Raw genomic sequence first — 21675 nt, forward strand, 5'->3', positions numbered from 1 at the left:
AAAAAAGACAACAGATGGCTCAAAGTCATCATTGCGACAACTCCGTACATTTAAAACGCACGTTCGTCTCTTTGGTTCGGAAATTGCTATCTTTTTGCGGTCTGGCACCTGCCGGTAGCAAGCCTTCGCGTGTTCCCAACGCTCAATTTGGTTTTAAGGACTGAACGATGAAAAAAGCATGGCTGACCCTTTCCGCACTCGCCATCTGTCTGGCCGCTGGCAACGCAATGGCCAAGGAGTACAAGGAGCTGCGTTTCGGCGTCGATCCTTCGTACGCTCCCTTCGAATCGAAAGCCGCTGACGGCAGCCTGGTTGGCTTCGACATCGATCTGGGCAACGCGATCTGTGCTGAATTGAAGGTCAAGTGCAAATGGGTCGAGAGCGATTTCGACGGCATGATTCCCGGCCTGAAAGCCAATAAGTTCGACGGCGTGATCTCCTCGATGACCGTGACTCCGGCTCGCGAGAAAGTCATCGACTTCTCCAACGAACTGTTCTCCGGCCCAACCGCGCTGGTCTTCAAGAAAGGCGCCGGCTTCACTGCTGACCCGGCCAGCTTGAAAGGCAAGACCGTCGGTTACGAGCAAGGCACCATCCAGGAAGCCTACGCCAAGGCCATCCTGGACAAGGCTGGCGTGAAAACCCAGGCCTACGCCAACCAGGACCAGGTTTACGCTGACCTGGTATCGGGTCGTCTGGACGCTTCCGTACAAGATATGCTGCAAGCCGAACTGGGCTTCCTGAAATCGCCACAAGGTGCTGATTACGAAGTCAGCAAGCCAATCGACGACCCACTGCTGCCAGCCAAGACCGCTGTCGGCATCTCGAAAGGTAACAAAGACCTGAAAGCGCTTTTGGATAAAGGTATCAAAGCGTTACACGATGACGGCAAGTATGCCGAGATCCAGAAAAAGCACTTCGGTGATCTGAATCTGTACAGCGGTAAGTAAGAAAACAAACGCCCGTCGATCTCAGCGATCATCCAATCCCCTCGCTGAAGTCGATGGGCGTTTTTATTGACTGTATAGGTTCCACATGTTCGAAACTCTTCTGCAAAACCTGGGACTGTCCGCGTTCAGCCTCAAGGGCTTCGGCCCGTTGCTGATGCAAGGCACCTGGATGACCGTCAAATTATCGGTAATGTCGCTGCTGCTGGCCATCGTGCTGGGCCTGCTGGGCGCCAGTGCCAAACTTTCCAAGACCGCGATCCTTCGCGTTCCGGCGCAGGTCTACACCACGCTGATCCGTGGCATCCCGGACCTGGTGCTGATGCTGCTCATTTTCTATAGCCTGCAGACCTGGCTCACGAGCCTTACCGAAGCGATGGATTGGGATTACATCGAAATCGATCCTTTCGCCGCCGGTGTCATCACGCTGGGCTTCATCTATGGCGCGTACTTCACCGAAACCTTCCGTGGCGCGATCCTTTCGGTGCCTCGTGGGCAGGTCGAAGCCGCCACCGCTTACGGTTTGAGTCGCTCCCAGCGTTTCCGCTACGTGGTGTTTCCACAGATGATGCGCTTTGCCCTTCCCGGCATCGGCAACAACTGGCAAGTGGTGCTCAAGGCCACTGCGCTGGTGTCGATCATTGGCCTGGCCGATCTGGTCAAGGCCTCTCAGGATGCCGGCAAAAGCACGTATCAGCTGTTCTATTTCCTGGTGCTCGCGGCGTTGATCTATCTGGTCATCACCAGCGTCTCCAACATTGCCCTGCGCTGGGCTGAACGGCGTTACGCCGCAGGCAGCCGGGAGGCTCAACGATGATCGAATTGCTTCAAGAGTACTGGCGCGCGTTCCTTTATACGGACGGCCAGAACATCACTGGACTGGCCATGACGCTGTGGCTGCTCAGCGCCTCCATCGCCATCGGTTTCATTGTTTCAATCCCGCTGTCCATCGCCCGGGTGTCGCGTAACCCGCTGGTGCGCTGGCCCGTGCAGTTCTACACCTACCTGTTCCGGGGTACGCCGCTCTATATCCAGTTGCTGATCTGCTACACCGGCATCTATAGCATTGCCGCGGTGCGCGAACAGCCGATGCTCGGCGCGTTCTTCCGAGACGCGATGAACTGCACCATCCTGGCGTTCGCCCTCAATACCTGCGCCTATACCACCGAGATTTTCGCCGGTGCGATTCGCAGCATGAACCATGGCGAAGTCGAAGCGGCCAAGGCCTACGGTCTGACCGGCTGGCGTCTGTATACCTACGTGATCATGCCGTCGGCGCTGCGTCGTTCACTGCCGTACTACAGCAACGAGGTGATCCTGATGCTGCACTCGACCACCGTGGCCTTCACCGCCACCGTGCCGGACATCCTCAAGGTCGCCCGCGATGCGAACTCGGCGACCTTCCTGACGTTTCAGTCGTTCGGCATTGCGGCGCTGATCTACCTCACGGTCACCTTCATCCTGGTCGGTCTGTTCCGACTGGCCGAACGCCGCTGGCTGGCCTTTCTCGGCCCGTCTCACTAGGACCTGAACATGCGCCACCAGACCCATAACCTGCTGTCGCCAGTGCCAGGCACCGCGCGGCAGATTCACAGCTTTCACTACGGCCCGGAAAACGGCGCCTGCAAAATCTACATTCAGTCGTCCCTGCACGCAGATGAACTGCCGGGGATGCTGGTCTGCTGGTACCTGAAACAGCGCCTGGCCGAACTTGAGAAAGCCGGTCAGCTGCTGGGCGAAGTCGTCGTGGTGCCCGTGGCCAACCCGATTGGCCTGGAACAGGTGCTGATGGACATCCCGCTGGGCCGCTACGAGCTGGAAAGCGGCCAGAACTTCAACCGTTGGTTCGTCGATCTCAGCGTGCAGGTGGGCGACGAAGTCGAGCCGCTGCTGAGCGACGACCCGAAACACAACGTTGGCCTGATCCGCAGACATCTGCGCGCGGCCTTACTGGCACGTACCGGCGCCACCCAACTGGAATCACAACGTCTGGCCTTGCAACGCCTGGCCTGCGACGCCGACATGGTGCTGGACCTGCATTGCGATTTCGAAGCGGTGGAGCATCTGTACACCACGCCCGAAGCCTGGTCGCAGGTCGAGCCGCTGTCTCGTTATCTGGGTACGCAAGCCAGTCTGCTGGCCACCGACTCCGGTGGTCAGTCGTTCGACGAATGCTTCACGCTGGTCTGGTGGCAGTTGCAGCAGCGCTTCGAAAAGCGCTTCCCGATTCCCCTGGGCAGCTTTTCCGTAACCGTGGAATTGCGCGGTCAGGGTGATGTGTGTCACGCCCTCGGCAGTCGCGACTGTCAGGCGATCATCAGCTACCTGATGCAGTACGGGGCGATTGCCGGAGAACCGGCCGCGCCACCTGAATTGATTTATCCGGCGACGCCACTGGCGGCGGTCGAACCGGTTGCCACGCCTGTCGGCGGCCTGCTGGTGTTCTGCACACTGCCGGGCGAATACGTCGAGGCGGGGCAACTGATCGCTGAGGTCATCGACCCGATCAGCGACACGGTGACCCCGGTCCACACGGTCAGCGCCGGCCTTATGTACGCCCGCTCCTTGCGACGCATGGCGACCGCCGGCATGGTCATCGCCCATGTCGCCGGCACCGAAGCCTTTCGCAGCGGCTACTTACTTTCTCCTTAAGGACTGCCAGTCATGTACAAACTGACCATCGATGGCCTGCACAAAAGCTACGGTGACCACGAGGTGCTCAAAGGCGTGTCGCTCAAGGCCAACGTCGGTGACGTGATCTGCCTGATCGGCGCCAGCGGCTCGGGCAAGAGTACCTTCCTGCGCTGCATCAACTTTCTCGAACAACCCAACGACGGCGCCATGAGCCTGGACGGCCAGCAGATCCGTATGGTCAGCGACGCCACCGGCATGAAGGTCGCCGACCCCGCCGAACTGCAGCGTATCCGCACCCGTCTGGCCATGGTGTTCCAGCATTTCAACCTGTGGAGCCACATGACGGTGCTGGAAAACATCACCATGGCGCCGCGGCGAGTGCTGGGCGTATCGAAGGCCGAAGCCGAGGACCGTGCGCGCAAATACCTGGAAAAGGTCGGCCTGCCGGCGCGGGTTGCCGATCAATACCCGGCGTTTCTGTCCGGCGGCCAGCAACAGCGCGTGGCGATCGCCCGGGCGCTGGCGATGGAACCGGAAATCATGCTGTTCGACGAACCGACTTCGGCACTCGACCCCGAGCTGGTGGGCGAGGTGTTGAAGGTGATTCAGGGCCTTGCTGAAGAAGGCCGCACCATGATTTTGGTGACCCACGAGATGGGCTTCGCCCGTAAGGTCGCCAATCAAGTGGTGTTCCTGCATCAGGGCCAGATCGAAGAAATCGGCCATCCGGACGATGTCCTGGGCAGCCCAAAGAGCGAGCGGTTGAAGCAGTTCCTTAGCGGGAATTTGAAGTAATGCTTCAACCGTAGGAGCGCGCTTGCCCGCGATTGCGGTGGATCAGATAAGAAAATACCGCAATCGCGCGCAAGCTCGCTCCTACACGTTCTACTGACGGCAAAAGCCACCAAACTAATCCCCTCCTGCAACGGTCTCTGACTTAACCCCCATCAGAGCCAGCGCATGCCTAAAACCGTCAATTTTGCCCAGCGCTGGTTCACCGCCCGTGGCTGGAAGCCGTTTCCATTTCAAAAAAACGTTTGGGCGGCAGTGGCACGTGGCGAATCCGGACTCCTGCACGCCAGCACCGGCGCGGGCAAGACCTATTCGGTGTGGTTTGCAGCCCTCAATCGCTTCGCCAGGCCCAGCCCTGCGCCGACCGACGATAAACCGCGCAAACGCAAGACCCCACCGCCACCATTGAGCGTGCTGTGGATCACTCCCATGCGTGCGCTGGCCGCCGACACCGCACGTGCCCTGCAAGCACCACTTTCGGACCTGCAGATTCCGTGGAGCGTCGGTTTGCGAACCGGCGACACCAGCGGCAGCGAGCGCGCCAGGCAGGGCCGTCGCCTGCCTACGGCGCTGATCACCACGCCGGAAAGCCTGACGCTGCTGCTGACCCGCGCCGATGCTCAGGCGACCTTCTCGACATTGAAGATGATCGTGGTCGATGAATGGCACGAGCTGATCGGCAACAAGCGTGGCGTGCAACTGCAACTGGCGCTGGCGCGTCTGCGGCAGTGGAATCCGCAGCTGATCGTCTGGGGCCTGTCGGCAACGCTCGGCAATCAAGAGCACGCCCAACAGGTGCTGCTGGGCGACGGCGGCACGGCTGTGCAAGGCAAGGTCGTCAAAGAGCTGATCGTCGACACCTTGATCCCACAAGGCATCGAGCGTTTTCCGTGGGCTGGGCACATGGGTCTGCGCATGTTGCCGCAGGTGCTGGCTGAGGTGGATAGCAGCACCAGTTGCCTGCTATTCACCAACACCCGCGCGCAGTCGGAAATCTGGTATCAGGCCCTGCTGGACGCCCGTCCCGACTGGGCGGGATTGATCGCGCTGCATCACGGCTCGTTGTCTCGCGAAGTGCGGGATTGGGTCGAGCGCGCGCTAAAGGAAGGACATCTCAAGGCCGTGGTCTGCACATCCAGTCTCGATTTGGGTGTGGATTTTCTGCCCGTAGAACGTGTGCTGCAGATTGGCTCGGCCAAAGGCGTGGCGCGGCTGATGCAAAGAGCCGGGCGTTCAGGCCACGCTCCCGGCCGCCCCTCCCGCGTGACGCTGGTGCCGACTCACAGCCTGGAGCTTGTGGAAGCTGCGGCTGCCCGCGACGCGGTCAACGCGCGGCTCATCGAACCCAGAGAATCGCCGCACAAGCCGCTGGACGTTCTCGTACAGCATCTGGTGAGCATGGCGCTCGGCGGAGGCTTTTTGCCTGACGAGTTGCTCGCCGAGGTTCGTACCGCGTGGGCCTATCGCGATCTGACCGATGAGGAATGGCAATGGGCGCTGGCCTTCGTTCGGCATGGCGGCCTGTCGCTCACTGCATACCCCGACTACCGCCGCGTCGAACCCGATGAGCACGGCATCTGGCGTGTACCGGATGCGCGCCTGGCGCGCAGGCATCGCATGAGCGTCGGCACCATCGTCAGCGATGCCAGTATCAATGTGAAGTATTGGAGCAAGGGCGGTGGCGGCGGCTCGCTGGGTAGCGTTGAGGAAGGCTTCATCGCCCGGTTGAAACCGGGAGACGGTTTCTTGTTCAGCGGTCGGCTGCTGGAGCTGGTGCGCGTGGAGAACATGACCGCCTACGTGAAAAGGGCTACAACCAAGAAAGCCGCGGTCCCGCGCTGGAATGGCGGGCGTATGCCGCTCTCCAATGAACTGGCTGACGCGGTGGTCGAAAAATTCGATGCCGCCGCGCACAACATTTACGACAGCCCGGAGATGCACACCGTCAGCCCATTGCTTGAGGTGCAGCGGAAATGGTCGGCACTGCCACGCAAGGACACCCTGCTGGCCGAGGTGCTGAAGTCCCGCGAAGGCTGGCATCTGTTTCTTTACCCGTTCGCTGGGCGCCACGTTCATCTGGGGCTGGCGAGTCTGCTGGCCTGGCGCCTGAGCCGGGACACGCCGCTGACTTTCTCCATCGCGGTCAACGACTACGGCTTCGAATTGCTCAGTGCGACCGAGGTGGATTGGTCGCAACGCCTGAATGCAAGTCTGTTCAGCGAGGAGCATCTTTTGGCCGACATCATCGCCAGCCTCAATGCTGGCGAACTGGCCCTGCGCCGCTTCAGGGAGATCGCGCGCATCGCCGGGCTGGTGTTTTCCGGCTACCCCGGCGCCCCCAAGAGCAATCGCCAGCTGCAAGCTTCCAGTGGGTTGTTTTTCGAGGTGTTCAAACAGTACGACGCTGGCAATCTGTTGCTTAGTCAGGCTCAGGAAGAAGTCATGCGTCAGGAACTGGATGTCGGCCGACTGGAGCAGACACTGCGACGCATCAACGGACGCACGCTGGATATGCATATGATCAAACGGCCAACGCCTATGGCGTTTCCCCTGTTGGTCGAGCGCATGCGCGAAAGCCTGAGCACCGAAAAGCTCTCTGATCGCATCGCCCGCATGGTGCGCGACCTGGAGAAAGCCGCTGGCCCTGAGGTAACCGTGTGAGACCGTATTTATCGATTCAACTGGCAGGCGCCGAACTGTGGCTGCTGGCCGAAAAAGCCGTGTATTACCCCGCCGAACGCGCCTTGCTGATTGCCGACGCGCACTTCGGCAAGGCGGCAGCCTATCGTCGGCTGGGCCAGCCCGTGCCCCACGGCACGACCGATGACAATATTCAGCGGCTGGACAACCTGCTGGCAGGTTACGACTGCAAACACCTGATTTTTCTTGGCGACTTTCTGCATGCCCCGGAATCCCATGCTGCGGGCACCCTGTCGGCGATACAGGCTTGGCGTGAGCGGCACGCTTCGCTGGCTATCACCCTGATCCGTGGCAACCATGACAGACGCGCCGGAGACCCGCCTGCTGAGTTGCGCATCGAGGTCGTGCCGGAGCCGCTGCTGCTCGGTCCTTTTTCACTGCAACATGAGCCGGATCCGCACTCGACTCATTATGTTCTGGCGGGACATGTGCACCCTGCCTACAGGCTTTTCGGAAGAGGACGACAACGCCTGCGCCTACCGTGTTTTTACGTGCAATCGAACGTCAGCTTGTTACCCGCGTTCGGCGCGTTTACCGGCGGGATGAATATCGACAGACAAGAGGACAGCAGAGTGTTTGTAGTTGGCGAGGGTGCGGTATGGGAAGCCGGGTAGCGACAGGCTCGATACGGGGTGAAGGACAAACCTGCCGGCGCCGAAGCACCGGCAGGTGATTGAGGTCAGGCGACAGGCGCGGGAGGCGGCTGATCGGGCTCTGTGGGCGAGCCGGGCTCTTCAGGCTGAGGGAATTCGTTGGGAGTATCAGGGTTGGGCTGGCCAGGAATGCCACCCGCAACCATGTTGTTCAAATGGGGATGCGCTAACAGCGACCACGCCAGCAACCCGACCTGATTCTGTCCGGGGTCGGCTTCCTTGATGCTGGTATTCATTTGTCTCTTCATAGGGCACTCCTGAGCGTTGGCCCCATCCGCATGGTGCGGACGGGAACAGTTCAGTCAATAGAGTGCGGTTTTCGAGAGTAATTCAGTTTCGAAATGACCAACGGTGCAATCAGGTACGTGGCAGGGTGACGCCGCGCTGACCCTGGTACTTGCCACCACGGTCCTTGTACGACACCTCGCATTCTTCGTCGGATTCGAGGAACAGCATCTGTGCGACACCTTCGTTGGCATAGATCTTCGCCGGCAGCGTGGTGGTGTTGGAGAATTCCAGCGTCACGTGGCCTTCCCATTCCGGCTCCAGCGGGGTCACGTTGACGATAATCCCGCAGCGCGCGTAGGTGCTCTTGCCCAGGCAGATGGTCAGGACGTTACGTGGAATGCGGAAATACTCGACGGTGCGGGCCAGGGCGAAGGAGTTCGGCGGGATGATACAAACGTCGCTTTTCACGTCGACGAAGCTTTTTTCATCGAAATTCTTCGGATCGACGGTCGCCGAATTGATGTTGGTGAACACCTTGAATTCATCGGCGCAGCGTACGTCGTAGCCATAGCTGGAGACGCCGAAAGAGATCAAACGGTCGGCGCCCTCGCCCCGCATCTGGCGCTCCACGAAGGGCTCGATCATGCCGTGCTCTTGCGCCATGCGGCGAATCCACTTGTCCGATTTGATGCTCATGGCGGTGTCCTGAATAGCGAGGTGAAAAAGATGTCCGGCATCTTACCGGGCCAACGCTCCGGGTTCAAAGACTGCGCGCAGTCTGCATCACACGCTTTTCCCCGTCTGTCGAAATAAACAGGACAAGCCCATTGGCACATCCCAAAAAAACGGTTAAGGTGGGTCCACTGTGTTGCTTGTGTCACTGAGAATCTCTACACGATGTTGAATTTCGATCCAACCATCTCCAAGAATTTTTCCTGCTCTTTGCACTCAGTCTCGGCCAGGGTTCTTCCTGAGTCGCAGTTAACTTTGTCCAAGGAGATACACCATGTCTAATCGCCAAACCGGTACCGTTAAGTGGTTCAACGATGAAAAAGGCTTCGGCTTCATCACTCCACAATCCGGTGACGACCTGTTCGTACACTTCAAAGCTATCCAATCCGACGGCTTCAAAAGCCTGAAAGAAGGCCAACAGGTTTCTTTCATCGCTACCCGCGGTCAGAAAGGCATGCAAGCTGAAGAAGTTCAAGTTATCTAACTTGTACTGAATCGCTTGAAAGACCCCGCCCTCAAAAGCGGGGTTTTTTTATGCCTGCAGATTGTTGGGACTTCATGAACCCTACGGCAGATCAGCCGGCCAGTTGCTACTGGCCCGGCCGTCATCGATCAATCGTCGCTAATGGAAATGTTCGGCATCGCAGGCGAAGCCGCTTCCTGCAACACGATCCGCGCGCCCACGTGTCGGGCAAGTTCCTGATAGACCATCGCAATCTGACTCTCGGGCTCGGCGATCGCGGTAGGTTTGCCACCATCGGCCTGCTCACGAATCAACATCGACAATGGCAGCGAAGCCAGCAGTTCCACGTCGTACTGCGACGCCAGCTTTTCGCCCCCACCTTCCCCGAACAGATGCTCGGCATGGCCACAATTCGAGCAAATGTGCACGGCCATGTTTTCCACCACGCCCAGCACCGGAATGTTGACCTTGCGGAACATTTCAACGCCCTTTTTCGCATCCAGCAACGCCAGATCCTGCGGAGTGGTGACGATGACGGCGCCTGCGACCGGGACCTTCTGCGCCAGGGTCAGTTGAATATCACCTGTGCCCGGGGGCATGTCGATGACCAGATAATCGAGGTCATTCCAGGCGGTCTGGGTAATCAGTTGCAACAAAGCGCCAGAGACCATCGGGCCACGCCAGACCATCGGCGTGTTGTCGTCGGTCAGAAATGCCATCGACATCACTTCGATGCCGTGAGCCTCGATGGGCACGAACCATTTCTGATCCTTGACTTTGGGCCGCGTGCCCTCAGGGATGCCGAACATCACACCCTGGCTTGGGCCATAAATGTCGGCGTCGAGGATACCGACGCGCGCGCCCTCGCGAGAAAGCGCCAACGCAAGGTTGGCAGCCGTGGTGGATTTGCCCACGCCGCCCTTGCCCGACGCCACGGCGACGATATTTTTGACGTTGGCCAGCCCCGGAATCTGCCCCTGAGCCTTGTGTGCAGTGATCAGCGTAGTGATCTGGACCTTGGCCGAGGAAACGCCGTCCAGGCCTTCGATAGCCATTTGCAGCATCTGCGCCCAACCGTTCTTGAACAGGTCGGCGGCGTAACCCAGCGCCAACTGCACTTGGACGCGATCGCCCTCGATATCGATCGCACGCACACAACCGGCGCTGACGGGGTCGTGGTTCAAATAAGGATCGGTGTACTGGCGAAGGACGGCTTCCACCGTTGCGCGATTCACAGCGCTCATGGGTCACTCCCGAAAAAGACTGAGTAAAACAGGCGGCTATCCTACCGCGTCTGTCGATCAGAGGGGGCCGGTTTTGCAGCGGTGAGCGCTTTCAGCATGAGGCGGCGGACTGCTACGGGAATCTTGCGCCACAATCTGCGGGATGAAAAAAAACGCTCAGACCTTTATAGTGGCCGATCTCCGTTTCACTTCAAGTAGCCGAGCCCCATGTCCGAGCCACGCAAGATTCTCGTCACCAGCGCCCTGCCCTATGCCAATGGTTCCATTCACCTTGGCCACATGCTCGAGTACATCCAGACCGACATGTGGGTGCGCTTCCAGAAGCACCGCGGCAATCAGTGCATCTATGTGTGCGCAGACGACGCCCACGGCTCGGCAATCATGCTGCGCGCGGAAAAGGAAGGCATTTCCCCTGAGCAACTGATCGCCAACGTTCAGGCCGAACACAGCGGGGACTTCGCCGACTTCCTGGTGAACTTCGACAACTTCCACTCGACCCACTCCGAAGAAAACCGCGAGCTGTCGAGCCTGATCTATACCCGTCTGCGCGACGCGGGGCACATCGCCACGCGTTCGGTGACCCAGTATTTCGACCCGGAAAAGAAAATGTTCCTGGCCGACCGCTTCATCAAGGGCACCTGCCCGAAATGCGGCACCGAGGACCAGTACGGCGACAATTGCGAGAAATGCGGCGCCACCTACGCACCGACCGATCTGAAAGATCCGAAATCGGCGATTTCCGGCGCTACACCGGTGCTCAAGGACTCCAAGCATTTCTTCTTCGACCTGCCGGCCTTCGACGCCATGCTGAAAAGCTGGACCCGCAGCGGCACCCTGCAGGATGCCGTGGCGAACAAGCTCTCCGAATGGCTGGACTCCGGCCTGCAGCAGTGGGATATCTCCCGTGACGCACCGTATTTCGGTTTCGAGATTCCGGGTGAGCCTGGCAAATACTTTTACGTCTGGCTGGATGCACCAATCGGCTACATGGCCAGCTTCAAGAACCTGTGCGATCGCACGCCGGGCCTGGAATTCGAAGCGTTCTGGAACAAGGATTCGACCGCCGAGCTGTATCACTTCATTGGCAAGGACATCGTCAATTTCCACGCGCTGTTCTGGCCAGCGATGCTCGAGGGCTCGGGTTTCCGCAAGCCAAGTGGCATCAATGTTCACGGCTACCTGACCGTCAACGGCCAGAAGATGTCCAAGTCTCGCGGCACCTTCATCAAGGCGCGTACCTATCTTGAGCATCTGTCGCCGGAATACCTGCGCTATTACTATGCGGCCAAGCTGGGCCGAGGCGTGGACGACCTGGACCTGAACCTCGAAGACTTCGTGCAGAAGGTCAACTCCGACCTGATCGGCAAGGTGGTCAATATCGCCAGCCGTTGCGCTGGCTTCATTCATAAAGGCAATGCAGGTGTGCTGATCGCTGGCAATGCCGCGCCAGAGCTGACCGAAGCTTTCCTCGCTGCGGCGCCGAGCATTGCCGAAGCCTACGAGGCCCGCGACTTCGCTCGTGCCATGCGCGAAATCATGGCGCTGGCCGACCGCGCCAACGCCTGGATCGCCGACAAGGCTCCGTGGTCGCTGGCCAAGCAGGAAGGCAAGCAGGACGAAGTTCAGGCGATCTGCGCGCTGGGCATCAACCTGTTCCGCCAGTTGGTGATTTTCCTCAAGCCGGTATTGCCGAATCTGGCGGCCGATGCCGAGCAGTTCCTCAATGTCGCTCCTCTGACCTGGGACGATCACCTGACCCTGCTCGGCAATCATCAGCTGAACCCCTTCCAGGCGCTGATGACCCGCATCGATCCGGCCAAGGTGGAAGCCATGACCAATGCTTCGAAGGAAGACCTGGCAGCCAGCGCCACCGATACCGGCGCAGCTCAGGGTAATGGCGAGCTGATCAACGATCCGTTGTCGCCGGAGATCGACTTCGACGCCTTTGCCGCCATCGACCTGCGCGTCGCCTTGATCGAGAAGGCCGAACACGTTGAAGGCGCTGACAAGCTATTGCGCCTGACCCTGGATATCGGCGACGAGAAGCGCAACGTGTTCTCCGGCATCAAGAGCGCGTACCCGAACCCTGCTGAACTGGAAGGCCGTCTGACCATGATGATCGCCAACCTGAAACCGCGGAAAATGCGCTTCGGCATTTCCGAGGGCATGGTGATGGCCGCAGGCCCTGGTGGCGAAGAAATCTACCTGCTCAGCCCTGACAGCGGCGCCAAGCCGGGCCAGCGTATCAAGTAACCATGAGCGTGGCCGACGATCCCCGGGGTCCTCGGCCCCTGGTCAAAGCATGAACCTGATTCAGCGTATTGATTCCCTGTTGCCGCAAACCCAATGCGGCAAATGCGGCCACCCCGGCTGCGAACCTTACGCCGAGGGGATCGCCAGCGGCGAAGCAATCAACAAATGCCCTCCTGGCGGCGCTGAAACCATTGCCGCGCTGTCGCACCTCCTGAATGTGCCTGTCATTGCCCTGGACACCGAACGCGGCAGCGCCCTGGCTCAGGTCGCATTCATTCGCGAAGCGGAATGCATCGGCTGCACCAAATGCATTCAGGCCTGCCCCGTCGATGCCATCGTCGGTGCCGCAAAACTGATGCATACCGTGATTGTTGACGAGTGCACCGGTTGCGACCTTTGCGTTGCGCCCTGCCCGGTCGACTGTATCGATATGCTGCCCCTGTCGTCGCCCGCCGTGGTGCCGATTGTGGGGGGGCTGGCATTCGATGAGACGCAACGGGTGGCCCGCGGCGCCAAGCGCAATCGCGCACGTCAACGTTTCGAGGCCCGCAATGCACGCCTGCGGGCTGAAGACCTGCAACGCCAGGCTGAACGCCATGCCCGTCAGTGCAAACCGGCAAGCCCGCTGCCAACCCGCTTTGATGCACTGCAGGCGGCACTGGACAGGGTTCGCGCGCAGACATCGGCCGACAGCGATGCTGCGCTCAAACAGGCGCGTATCAAGGCCACAATGAGCCGCGCGCAGTTGATCAAGTCCCTCAAGGCCTTTGGCCATCCGCCCATCGCAGCGCAGGCAGCGCGGCTGGCGGAGTTGCAGCGCGAACTCGACGAGGCGGAACACGCCTTGTCAGCGCTTCAGGACGCTGCAGCTGCGAGCCCTCCACCCGTTCAGCAAACATCGGCCACGACCCAGAGCCGAGCAAAGCCAGACAAAGCGGTACTGAACCGGGCAAGGATAGAACTGGCCATGCGCAGAGCTGCGCTGAAAAAGGCGCAGGCGGCGCAACTGCCGAAAGATCAGGTTGCAGCGCTGGGCGACCAGGTCAGCCAAGCCGAACAGGCTCTGAACGCCCTTGAAGCCAATTGAACTCCCCACCCCGGCCATCAGGCCCGACGCCACACTCGATTTGACCGTTTCCCAGGGAAAGCGCACTTCATGAATGCAGCCAAACGTTTGGAAATCTTTCGCCGTCTTCACGAAGACAATCCCGATCCTAAAACCGAATTGGCCTATAGCACCCCTTTCGAGCTGCTGATCGCGGTCATCCTCTCGGCACAGGCCACCGACGTCAGCGTCAACAAGGCCACCGCGCGCCTGTACCCGATAGCCAATACACCGCAGGCCATTTACGCGCTGGGTGTCGAGGGGCTTTCGGAATACATCAAGACCATCGGCCTGTACAACAGCAAGGCCAGGAACGTGATCGAAACCTGTCGCATGCTGGTCGAGCTTCATGGCGGAGAAGTCCCGCAGACCCGCGAAGCCCTGGAAGCCCTGCCCGGCGTGGGTCGTAAAACGGCGAATGTCGTGCTCAATACCGCGTTTCGGCAGCTGGCCATGGCCGTGGATACGCACATTTTCCGGGTCAGCAACCGCACGGGTATCGCCCCCGGCAAGAACGTCGTCGAAGTTGAAAACAAGTTGATGAAGTTCGTTCCGAAGGATTACCTGCTAGATGCGCATCACTGGCTCATCCTTCACGGCCGCTATGTTTGCGTGGCACGCAAGCCGAGATGTGGCAGTTGCAGGATCGAGGACTTGTGCGAATACAAGGCAAAAACCTCAGACGATTGAGCGATAGGGTTTTGCGGGCTTGATCGATTGAAAAAATCTTTTTTACCCAGTCGAGGTTTGTCGCTATAAGGTGCGCCAAAGACAGCCCAAGCTGGAGTCAACGTTAATGAGCACTGACAAAGAGCAGTTGGACGTAGATGACGACTTCGTTTCCGGAGACTCCGACGAAGCCGCGCAAGTACCCGTAGAAACCGCGAAGACCAATCTCAGCAAGCGCCGCACCATCGACAATCTGCTGGAAGAACGTCGCCTACAGAAGCAGCTGGCAGACTACGACTTCGACCTGTAACAAGCCTCCCTTTCAAAGCCTCTCCATTGCTTGAGAGGCTTTAGCCTGTCGGCATGAATTCAATTGAAGCAACCTGCAATGTTTGGATCAAAGTGAGCGCCAGAGGCACTTGCAGCGGCCTTTACACCAGCCCGTTGCGTTGTGCGAGTTCGATCAGATCAACCAGCGAATGAGCATTAAGCTTCAGCAACAGGCGTGTCTTGTAGGTGCTGACGGTTTTATTGCTGAGAAACATGCCATCGGCAATTTCCTTATTGGTCTTCCCTCGAGCCAATTGCTGCAACACCATCATTTCCCGACCCGAGAGCCGATCAACCATCTCCGCCTCACTGGCGTTGCCAAGGCTCGAACGTACGGTATGCAGCGCCTGATTGGGAAAGTAGCTGTACCCCGATAACACTGCCTTGATAGCACTCAACAGCTCGGTCAGGTCCTGCTGCTTGCAGACATAGCCCGCTGCGCCAGCCTGCATGCAGCGCATCGAAAAATGGCCCGGTGCCTGGGATGTCAGGATCAACACCTTGAAAGGCAGGGTCATCGCCGTGAGCCGTGCAATGACCTCCAGACCGTCCAGCTTGGGAATACCGATGTCCAGGATGACGATATCGGGCAAATGCTCACGGGCCAGCTGGAGCGCATCGACCCCGTTATCCGTTTCCGCAATGACCTCGTAACCGTGCCGCTCCATCAGCATGCGTACGGCGAGCCGAATGACAGGGTGATCATCCACGATCAACACTTTATTCATGTGCAGTCCATTCTTTAGCTGTTCGAATTTTTCAGAGCCCGCACAATAGCTTAGTCGTTTAGTGCTTTGCATGGCGCTCCTCCCCGCGGAATAGCAGGCAGAGACCTTTCCCACTCAAGCAACAGAAAGATCCTACAAAACCTGCCTTATCCGCCTTCACTTCCAGGCCTGCCATCCATTTTCTCGGCGCGATGAAGGTCCGGTGCGCCTGTCGAAAACATCAATCCACAATCCTTGAAAGTGCTGAAACCAATCATTACGTCCTTTCCTGGCACGACTTTGAATCTAACCGCTCTGACACAATGCGTCAGGCGTCCTGTGGGCGATTACTGTCCGCCGACCTGCCTGATTTATCCCATCTGAATAATGACAGTGCTTGAGTTCACCCAAGACTCTTCTCGCACATCAAGGTATCTCTGCATCGGGCCAGTGATGAGGCATTGTCCTACATGAAGTTATTGCCCTCAGAATAAGCCGATCTGACAGACATGCCATGCAGCATCAATCATAAAATATTGCAAAACACAACCCGGCCTCGGAAAGCCAATGATGTTGTTGAAAAAATACACATTCAAAAAATATTTTTTCCATATATATATATTTCACGAATCGTCCTACACCATACTCAGACCATTCTGAAGCGGCTGGATTCGCCCGTCTTCAGGGCTTGCGCAGTCGGTGGGCTGGCTCAAGGGGACCCGCAATTGATGAAAATATAATTATCAGAAGACAAAATAAATATGATCTTCTTGTTAATCCAGTAAACCAAGGCTCTTCCGACTTTCACGTAATACCATCACGCCCTATAAATCCAGCAAACTTCCTGCAAAGCAGAAAAATACTACAGCACTAACAGACCACGAGCCCGCGCATGTAAGACGTCAAAACAACAACAAAAACAAATCTACGAAATTTTATTTTTTACTTGCCAAACCTACGCTCAATCGTTACTTTTTTCTTCAACCAGCCAATCAATTTCGACAACTATAAATTCGTTACAACGTCGTCAATTATTAATTGATACTTGCCGCTACCGTTTTATTACTTCTTGCGTGGACTTTAGCGCGAACCGCGTTCGGCTGAAATGAACATACCCTGCCCGGCGCGGAAACTCATTTGATCAAGGACTTCGGCCCGATGGCGGGCCGTATATATCAACACGTTCAAAGGAATAAACCATGACTAAAAAAGCAGAGGTTTCTTCAGAGATCGGTAACCCACCCCTTCAACTGGCCGAGGCCATCGAGGAGTACGTCGCCCAAGGCGGGGTCATCAATGTTGTGCCAGAGGGAGAGACGGGGGAGGCCGCCCTGGACGCCGAAAAAGACGCATTCCCGGCGGACGCGGACGCGCTCATGCGCGCGAAGATCGAGCAGCTCAAGGGCTTGGTGGCAAAGGGCGCGGGGGTGTCGGCACTTCAGTATTCATTGCGAATGAACCGTAAGGAGATAAAGCGGCTGGCGAACGAGAACGGGTTGAAGATCCTGTACAGCCGGCCTGTGAGGGGATCGCGATTACCCCGCGTCCGTGATACGCCTGTGATCGATGACACCGTTGCGGGTCATGCCATGCACTATTCGACGCTCGGCTACACCGTCGCTGAAATCGCCCAATTGCTTGATCTGAGTGTGCGAGAAGTCTGGAACATCGGTAAGGCATACCGCTTCGAGTTCAAGCATGAGCCCTTCTTCGACTCTTCTGTCCCGCCGTTTTCCGACGTGCCGCAGACATAGAACAGAGAGAGCTTCGCGCAGTTATTCATGCACGGGGCAGGATCGGAAAAAATCTTGAATGAATGCGGCCAACTCTGACGGCCTCGCGTGCGCAAAGTACAGGCTTGGACAAACCGATCGAAGTAGAAAAGGATAATTAACAACGGTGCAGCCCCGGACGGGGCTGCACCTGAGGGCATCTGCAGAGCAATACCGCGATTAGAACAACTTGCGGTTCTTGTTTGCAGCAATGCGCATGCGCAGGGCGTTGAGCTTGATGAAGCCTGCTGCATCCGCCTGGTTGTAAGCGCCACCGTCTTCTTCGAAAGTCGCGATGTTCGCATCGAACAGCGAATCGTCGGATTTGCGACCGGTAACGATCACATTGCCTTTGTACAGCTTCAAGCGAACGACACCGTTCACATGGGCCTGGGAGGCGTCGATCATCTGTTGCAGCATCAGGCGCTCAGGACTCCACCAATAGCCGGTGTAGATCAGGCTGGCGTATTTGGGCATCAACTCGTCTTTCAAGTGAGCAACTTCACGATCCAGGGTGATCGACTCGATGGCGCGGTGCGCCTTGAGCATGATGGTACCGCCCGGGGTTTCGTAGCAGCCACGAGACTTCATGCCTACATAGCGGTTTTCAACGATGTCCAAACGGCCGATGCCGTGCTCTCCGCCGATACGGTTCAGGGTCGCCAACACAGTGGCCGGGCTCATTTCGACGCCGTCCAGCGCGACGATGTCGCCGTTGCGGTAGGTCAGTTCCAGATATTGCGGTTTGTCCGGAGCGTTCTCAGGGGAAACGGTCCAGCGCCACATGTCTTCTTCGTGCTCGGTCCAGGTGTCTTCCAGCACGCCGCCTTCATAGGAGATGTGCAGCAGGTTGGCATCCATTGAGTATGGAGATTTCTTCTTGCCATGACGCTCGATCGGGATCGCGTGTTTCTCGGCGTAGTCCATCAGTTTTTCACGGGACAGTAGGTCCCACTCACGCCAAGGGGCGATCACTTTCACGCCTGGCTTGAGGGCATAGGCGCCCAGTTCGAAACGAACCTGGTCGTTGCCCTTGCCGGTGGCACCGTGGGAAATGGCGTCAGCGCCGGTTTCATTGGCGATTTCGATCAGGCGCTTGGCGATCAGCGGACGTGCGATGGAGGTACCCAGCAGGTACTCGCCTTCGTAGACGGTGTTGGCGCGGAACATCGGGAACACGAAATCACGCACGAATTCTTCGCGCAGGTCGTCGATGTAGATTTCTTTGACGCCCATGGCTTGCGCCTTGGCGCGTGCTGGCTCGACTTCTTCGCCCTGACCCAGGTCAGCGGTAAAAGTCACCACTTCGCAGTTGTACGTATCCTGGAGCCACTTGAGGATTACCGAAGTATCCAGGCCACCGGAATACGCGAGAACTACCTTGTTAACGTCCGCCATGCCATCACTCCAACGCGTTGTACGGAAAACCGCTGATTCTACCGTTCAAACACGTGGATTTACAGTGTCGCGACAGCTTCTGACGACGAAGCGACAGAATCTGTCGAGCACACGACCAGTCGATGGCGCTCAGGAGGCCTTTGGCGCCGTTGCTCCGGCAGGCGCTGTGGGCACCGGCGCTGTGGCCGGCGCTGGAACCGGAGTCGGGGCAGGCGCTGGAGCAGGCGCAGGTGTTGGTGCCGGGACAGGCGTCTGCCCGGCGACGCGGTCCAGATGGATGTTCACCCGACGGTTGCGCGCGCGATTAGCGTTATTGGTATTGGGCACCAGCGGATACTGCTCGCCATGGAAGCGCACGGTTATCTGCTCTTCCGGGACGCCCTGAGCCTTGAGGTAGTCCATGACCGCGAGTGCACGGCGGCGCGACAGGTCACGATTGGTCAGGCGGTTGCCGCTGTTGTCGGAATGCCCGTCCAGTTCGACCCGATTGACGCTCGGATCAGCCTTCATATAAGCCAGCACCGTATCGAGCCGACGCCTGGCCGGAGCGTCCAGATCGATACCGCCGCCGGGAAAACCGATCTCGGCCTGACGGACCTGCTCGAAGTTCATGGGTAGCAGTTTTGCGGTGCACTGCTGAAAGTCGCCGTAGGCCTTGGTGAATTTGACCGGCAGCAAGCGGACCTCCATCGCCCCGCCACCATCGCGCAAGGCGTGCCGAATGACCGGACTGCGGCCTTCCATCAATCCGGCGATCAGCCGCCCAGCCTGCGCCTGGTTGGTATTGAAGGGGATTTCGCCATTGCCGACTTTCACCGCACCCAGGTTGAGATCGCCCCGGCCTGGCTGCCACGGCGCTGCGGCCGCCAACAAGGTCGCCGAACCCGAGGCCAGGCTGTAGCCATTGGCCTTCAGGCGGAAAGTGGCCTGCTCACCCGCGCGACGCACGAACTCACCGGCACCGAAATCGGTGACCGGCTGGCTCAGACGGCATTCGAACTGATCGCCTTCTACCTTCCACTCGATATTTTCCAGACGCGTCTGGAATGTGAGAGCCACGGCCGGCAGGCTGGCAAACACGCTGAGCAGGGCTAGATATCGCTGGCGCACGGGAGGCTCCACAAAAAAATTCACCGCGTAACAAATTTATCGCTTACACGTGTCTATCGGTTACTTCCCACAAAACTTGATAGCGAGTGCCTGGAGGAGTCTTTTCCGGTAGCATTCCCAGCGAGTTTGCCCGCCTGGAATCCCCAATGTCCGACCGCCTGACCCTCCTGCGCCCCGACGACTGGCATATCCATCTTCGTGATGGCGATGTTTTGCCCCATACCGTCGCTGACGTCGCGCGCACCTTTGGCCGCGCCATCATCATGCCGAACCTCGTGCCGCCGGTACGCAACGCGGAGCAAGCCGATGCCTATCGTCAGCGCATCCTCGCCGCTCGCCCGCAAGGCAGCCGCTTCGAGCCGTTGATGGTGCTTTACCTCACTGACGTGACCCAGCCCAAAGACATCCGCACCGCCCAGGCTAGTGGCTTCGTGCATGCCGCCAAGCTGTACCCGGCTGGCGCCACCACCAATTCCGACTCCGGCGTGACCAGCATCGACAAGATCTTCCCGGTGCTCGAAGCGATGGCCGAAGTCGGTATGCCGCTGTTGATCCACGGCGAAGTGACGCGCGGCGACATCGACGTGTTCGACCGCGAAAAAATCTTCATCGATGAGCACATGCGCCGCGTGGTCGAGCGTTTCCCGACGCTCAAGGTGGTGTTCGAACACATCACCACGGCCGATGCCGTGCAGTTCGTCGACGAGGCTTCGGCCAACGTTGGCGCGACCATCACCGCGCATCACCTGCTCTACAACCGCAACCACATGCTGGTTGGCGGTATCCGTCCGCACTTCTATTGCCTGCCGATCCTCAAGCGCAACACCCATCAGGTTGCCTTGCTGGACGCCGCCACCAGCGGCAGCCGCAAGTTCTTCCTGGGCACCGATTCGGCGCCTCATGCGCAGCACGCCAAAGAAGCGGCATGCGGTTGCGCCGGCTGCTACACCGCCTTTGCGGCGATCGAGCTGTACGCCGAAGCGTTCGAACAGCGCAATGCACTGGACAAGCTGGAAGGTTTCGCCAGCCTCAATGGCCCTGCGTTCTACGGCCTGCCAGCCAACACCGAGACCATTACCCTGGTTCGTGAAGAATGGACCGCCCCCGTCAGCCTGCCATTCGGCGAGCTGTCCGTAATCCCGCTGCGCGCCGGTGAGAAACTGCGCTGGCGCCTGCTGGAGGAACACGCGTGAGCGAAGACCATTACGACGACGAGCAGGAAAGCTCTGGCGGCGGTACAGGCTCCAGGCATCCGATGGCGGCACGCTTTCGCGGCTACCTCCCGGTCGTTGTCGACGTAGAAACCGGAGGTTTCAACTCAGCCACCGATGCGTTGCTGGAAATTGCAGCGACCACCATCGGCATGGATGAGAAAGGCTTCGTGTTCGCTGAGCACACCTACTTCTTCCGCGTCGAGCCGTTCGAGGGTGCCAACATCGAAGCGGCTGCACTGGAGTTCACCGGCATCAAACTCGATCACCCGCTGCGCATGGCGGTGAGCGAAGAGACGGCGCTGAACGACATCTTTCGCGGTGTGCGCAAGGCGCTGAAGGCCAATGGCTGCAAACGGGCGATTCTGGTCGGACACAACGCCAGTTTCGACCTGGGCTTCCTCAATGCTGCCGTGGCGCGGCTGGACATGAAGCGTAACCCGTTTCATCCGTTCTCCAGCTTCGACACCGCTACCCTTGCTGGCCTGGCTTATGGTCAGACCGTGCTGGCCAAGGCATGCCAGTCGGCGGACATCGACTTCGATGGTCGCGAAGCCCACTCCGCTCGCTACGACACCGAGAAGACCGCCGAGCTGTTCTGCGGCATTGTCAATCGCTGGAAAGAAATGGGCGGCTGGCACGACTTCGACGATTAAGGTCGGTGAGACGCTGACGGAAACCGGTCTTTATGGCCGGTTTTTTCATTCAATCGCTTCAAGTGCCACAT

21 protein-coding genes are annotated in these 21675 nt (G+C 58.6%); 15 read left to right on the top strand and 6 right to left on the bottom strand.

Annotation, left to right across the window (positions count from 1 at the left end; genetic code table 11):
• Positions 1–167: 167 nt before the first annotated feature.
• The 7 genes from CE491_RS19935 (at position 168) to pdeM (ending at position 7687) form a co-directional block, all read left to right on the top strand.
• Complete coding sequence (locus tag CE491_RS19935; protein ID WP_110950059.1) at positions 168–950, top strand: transporter substrate-binding domain-containing protein; 783 nt, start codon at positions 168–170, stop codon at positions 948–950.
• An 85-nt stretch (positions 951–1035) separates the two neighbouring features.
• Positions 1036–1764, top strand: coding sequence for an ABC transporter permease (locus CE491_RS19940; protein WP_110950060.1), 729 nt, complete (start codon positions 1036–1038; stop codon positions 1762–1764).
• Complete coding sequence (locus tag CE491_RS19945) at positions 1761–2471, top strand: ABC transporter permease (protein WP_110950061.1); 711 nt, start codon at positions 1761–1763, stop codon at positions 2469–2471. The genes CE491_RS19940 and CE491_RS19945 overlap by 4 nt, the downstream gene beginning before the upstream one ends.
• A gap of 9 nt (positions 2472–2480) precedes the next feature.
• On the top strand, positions 2481–3599 hold the full coding sequence (locus CE491_RS19950; protein ID WP_110950062.1) for a succinylglutamate desuccinylase/aspartoacylase family protein: 1119 nt from the start codon (positions 2481–2483) through the stop codon (positions 3597–3599).
• A gap of 12 nt (positions 3600–3611) precedes the next feature.
• On the top strand, positions 3612–4376 hold the full coding sequence (locus tag CE491_RS19955; protein WP_110950063.1) for an ABC transporter ATP-binding protein: 765 nt from the start codon (positions 3612–3614) through the stop codon (positions 4374–4376).
• Positions 4377–4541: 165 nt separating this feature from the next.
• Complete coding sequence (locus CE491_RS19960) at positions 4542–7034, top strand: ligase-associated DNA damage response DEXH box helicase (RefSeq protein WP_110950064.1); 2493 nt, start codon at positions 4542–4544, stop codon at positions 7032–7034.
• On the top strand, positions 7031–7687 hold the full coding sequence (gene pdeM, locus CE491_RS19965; RefSeq protein WP_110950065.1) for a ligase-associated DNA damage response endonuclease PdeM: 657 nt from the start codon (positions 7031–7033) through the stop codon (positions 7685–7687). Before CE491_RS19960 ends, pdeM begins: the two co-directional genes overlap by 4 nt.
• Before the next feature lie 65 nt (positions 7688–7752).
• On the opposite strand, the gene CE491_RS19970 is transcribed toward pdeM, so the two are convergent.
• Together CE491_RS19970 and dcd are read right to left on the bottom strand one after the other, a co-directional pair.
• Complete coding sequence (locus CE491_RS19970; protein ID WP_110950066.1) at positions 7753–7974, bottom strand: hypothetical protein; 222 nt, start codon at positions 7972–7974, stop codon at positions 7753–7755.
• A 109-nt stretch (positions 7975–8083) separates the two neighbouring features.
• Complete coding sequence (gene dcd, locus CE491_RS19975; protein WP_003184751.1) at positions 8084–8650, bottom strand: dCTP deaminase; 567 nt, start codon at positions 8648–8650, stop codon at positions 8084–8086.
• A gap of 310 nt (positions 8651–8960) precedes the next feature.
• Here dcd and CE491_RS19980 point away from each other — a divergent pair, with 310 nt between their 5' ends.
• Positions 8961–9170, top strand: coding sequence for a cold-shock protein (locus tag CE491_RS19980; protein ID WP_002554837.1), 210 nt, complete (start codon positions 8961–8963; stop codon positions 9168–9170).
• Between the two features lie 128 nt (positions 9171–9298).
• Here CE491_RS19980 and apbC read toward each other — a convergent pair whose 3' ends face one another.
• Positions 9299–10393 (bottom strand): iron-sulfur cluster carrier protein ApbC, encoded by a 1095-nt coding sequence (apbC, locus tag CE491_RS19985; protein WP_110950067.1) that lies wholly within the window; start codon positions 10391–10393, stop codon positions 9299–9301.
• Between the two features lie 207 nt (positions 10394–10600).
• On the opposite strand from apbC, the gene metG reads away from it, so the two are divergent.
• The 4 genes from metG (at position 10601) to CE491_RS20005 (ending at position 14730) form a co-directional block, all read left to right on the top strand.
• Positions 10601–12646: a methionine--tRNA ligase gene (metG, locus tag CE491_RS19990; protein WP_110950068.1), complete on the top strand. Its 2046-nt coding sequence runs from the start codon at positions 10601–10603 to the stop codon at positions 12644–12646.
• Positions 12647–12695: 49 nt separating this feature from the next.
• The gene (rsxB, locus tag CE491_RS19995; RefSeq protein ID WP_110950069.1) at positions 12696–13733 is read left to right on the top strand and encodes an electron transport complex subunit RsxB; all 1038 of its coding nucleotides are present in this window, start codon (positions 12696–12698) and stop codon (positions 13731–13733) included.
• A gap of 69 nt (positions 13734–13802) precedes the next feature.
• On the top strand, positions 13803–14441 hold the full coding sequence (nth, locus tag CE491_RS20000; RefSeq protein ID WP_110950070.1) for an endonuclease III: 639 nt from the start codon (positions 13803–13805) through the stop codon (positions 14439–14441).
• Between the two features lie 106 nt (positions 14442–14547).
• Positions 14548–14730, top strand: a complete 183-nt coding sequence (locus CE491_RS20005) for a PA3496 family putative envelope integrity protein (RefSeq protein WP_110950071.1) — start codon at positions 14548–14550, stop codon at positions 14728–14730.
• A 121-nt stretch (positions 14731–14851) separates the two neighbouring features.
• Here CE491_RS20005 and CE491_RS20010 read toward each other — a convergent pair whose 3' ends face one another.
• Positions 14852–15478, bottom strand: a complete 627-nt coding sequence (locus CE491_RS20010; RefSeq protein WP_074753141.1) for a response regulator transcription factor — start codon at positions 15476–15478, stop codon at positions 14852–14854.
• Between the two features lie 1178 nt (positions 15479–16656).
• On the opposite strand from CE491_RS20010, the gene CE491_RS20015 reads away from it, so the two are divergent.
• Positions 16657–17211 carry a hypothetical protein gene (locus CE491_RS20015; RefSeq protein ID WP_234407636.1) on the top strand — a complete coding sequence of 185 codons (555 nt, stop codon included), beginning with the start codon at positions 16657–16659 and terminating at the stop codon, positions 17209–17211.
• 198 nt (positions 17212–17409) lie between these two features.
• On the opposite strand, the gene CE491_RS20020 is transcribed toward CE491_RS20015, so the two are convergent.
• Positions 17410–18627: an argininosuccinate synthase gene (locus CE491_RS20020; protein ID WP_110950072.1), complete on the bottom strand. Its 1218-nt coding sequence runs from the start codon at positions 18625–18627 to the stop codon at positions 17410–17412.
• A 129-nt stretch (positions 18628–18756) separates the two neighbouring features.
• Positions 18757–19737 (bottom strand): flagellar protein MotY, encoded by a 981-nt coding sequence (locus CE491_RS20025; RefSeq protein ID WP_110950073.1) that lies wholly within the window; start codon positions 19735–19737, stop codon positions 18757–18759.
• Between the two features lie 146 nt (positions 19738–19883).
• Here CE491_RS20025 and pyrC point away from each other — a divergent pair, with 146 nt between their 5' ends.
• Both pyrC and rnt read left to right on the top strand, forming a co-directional pair.
• Entirely contained in the window at positions 19884–20930 is a 1047-nt protein-coding gene (gene pyrC / locus CE491_RS20030; RefSeq protein WP_110950074.1) for a dihydroorotase, read from the top strand.
• The gene (gene rnt, locus CE491_RS20035) at positions 20927–21604 is read left to right on the top strand and encodes a ribonuclease T (RefSeq protein ID WP_110950075.1); all 678 of its coding nucleotides are present in this window, start codon (positions 20927–20929) and stop codon (positions 21602–21604) included. Before pyrC ends, rnt begins: the two co-directional genes overlap by 4 nt.
• Positions 21605–21675: the final 71 nt, after the last annotated feature.

This window comes from Pseudomonas bohemica (assembly GCF_002934685.1).
In the GTDB taxonomy this organism is placed as follows: Bacteria; Pseudomonadota; Gammaproteobacteria; order Pseudomonadales; family Pseudomonadaceae; genus Aquipseudomonas; species Aquipseudomonas bohemica.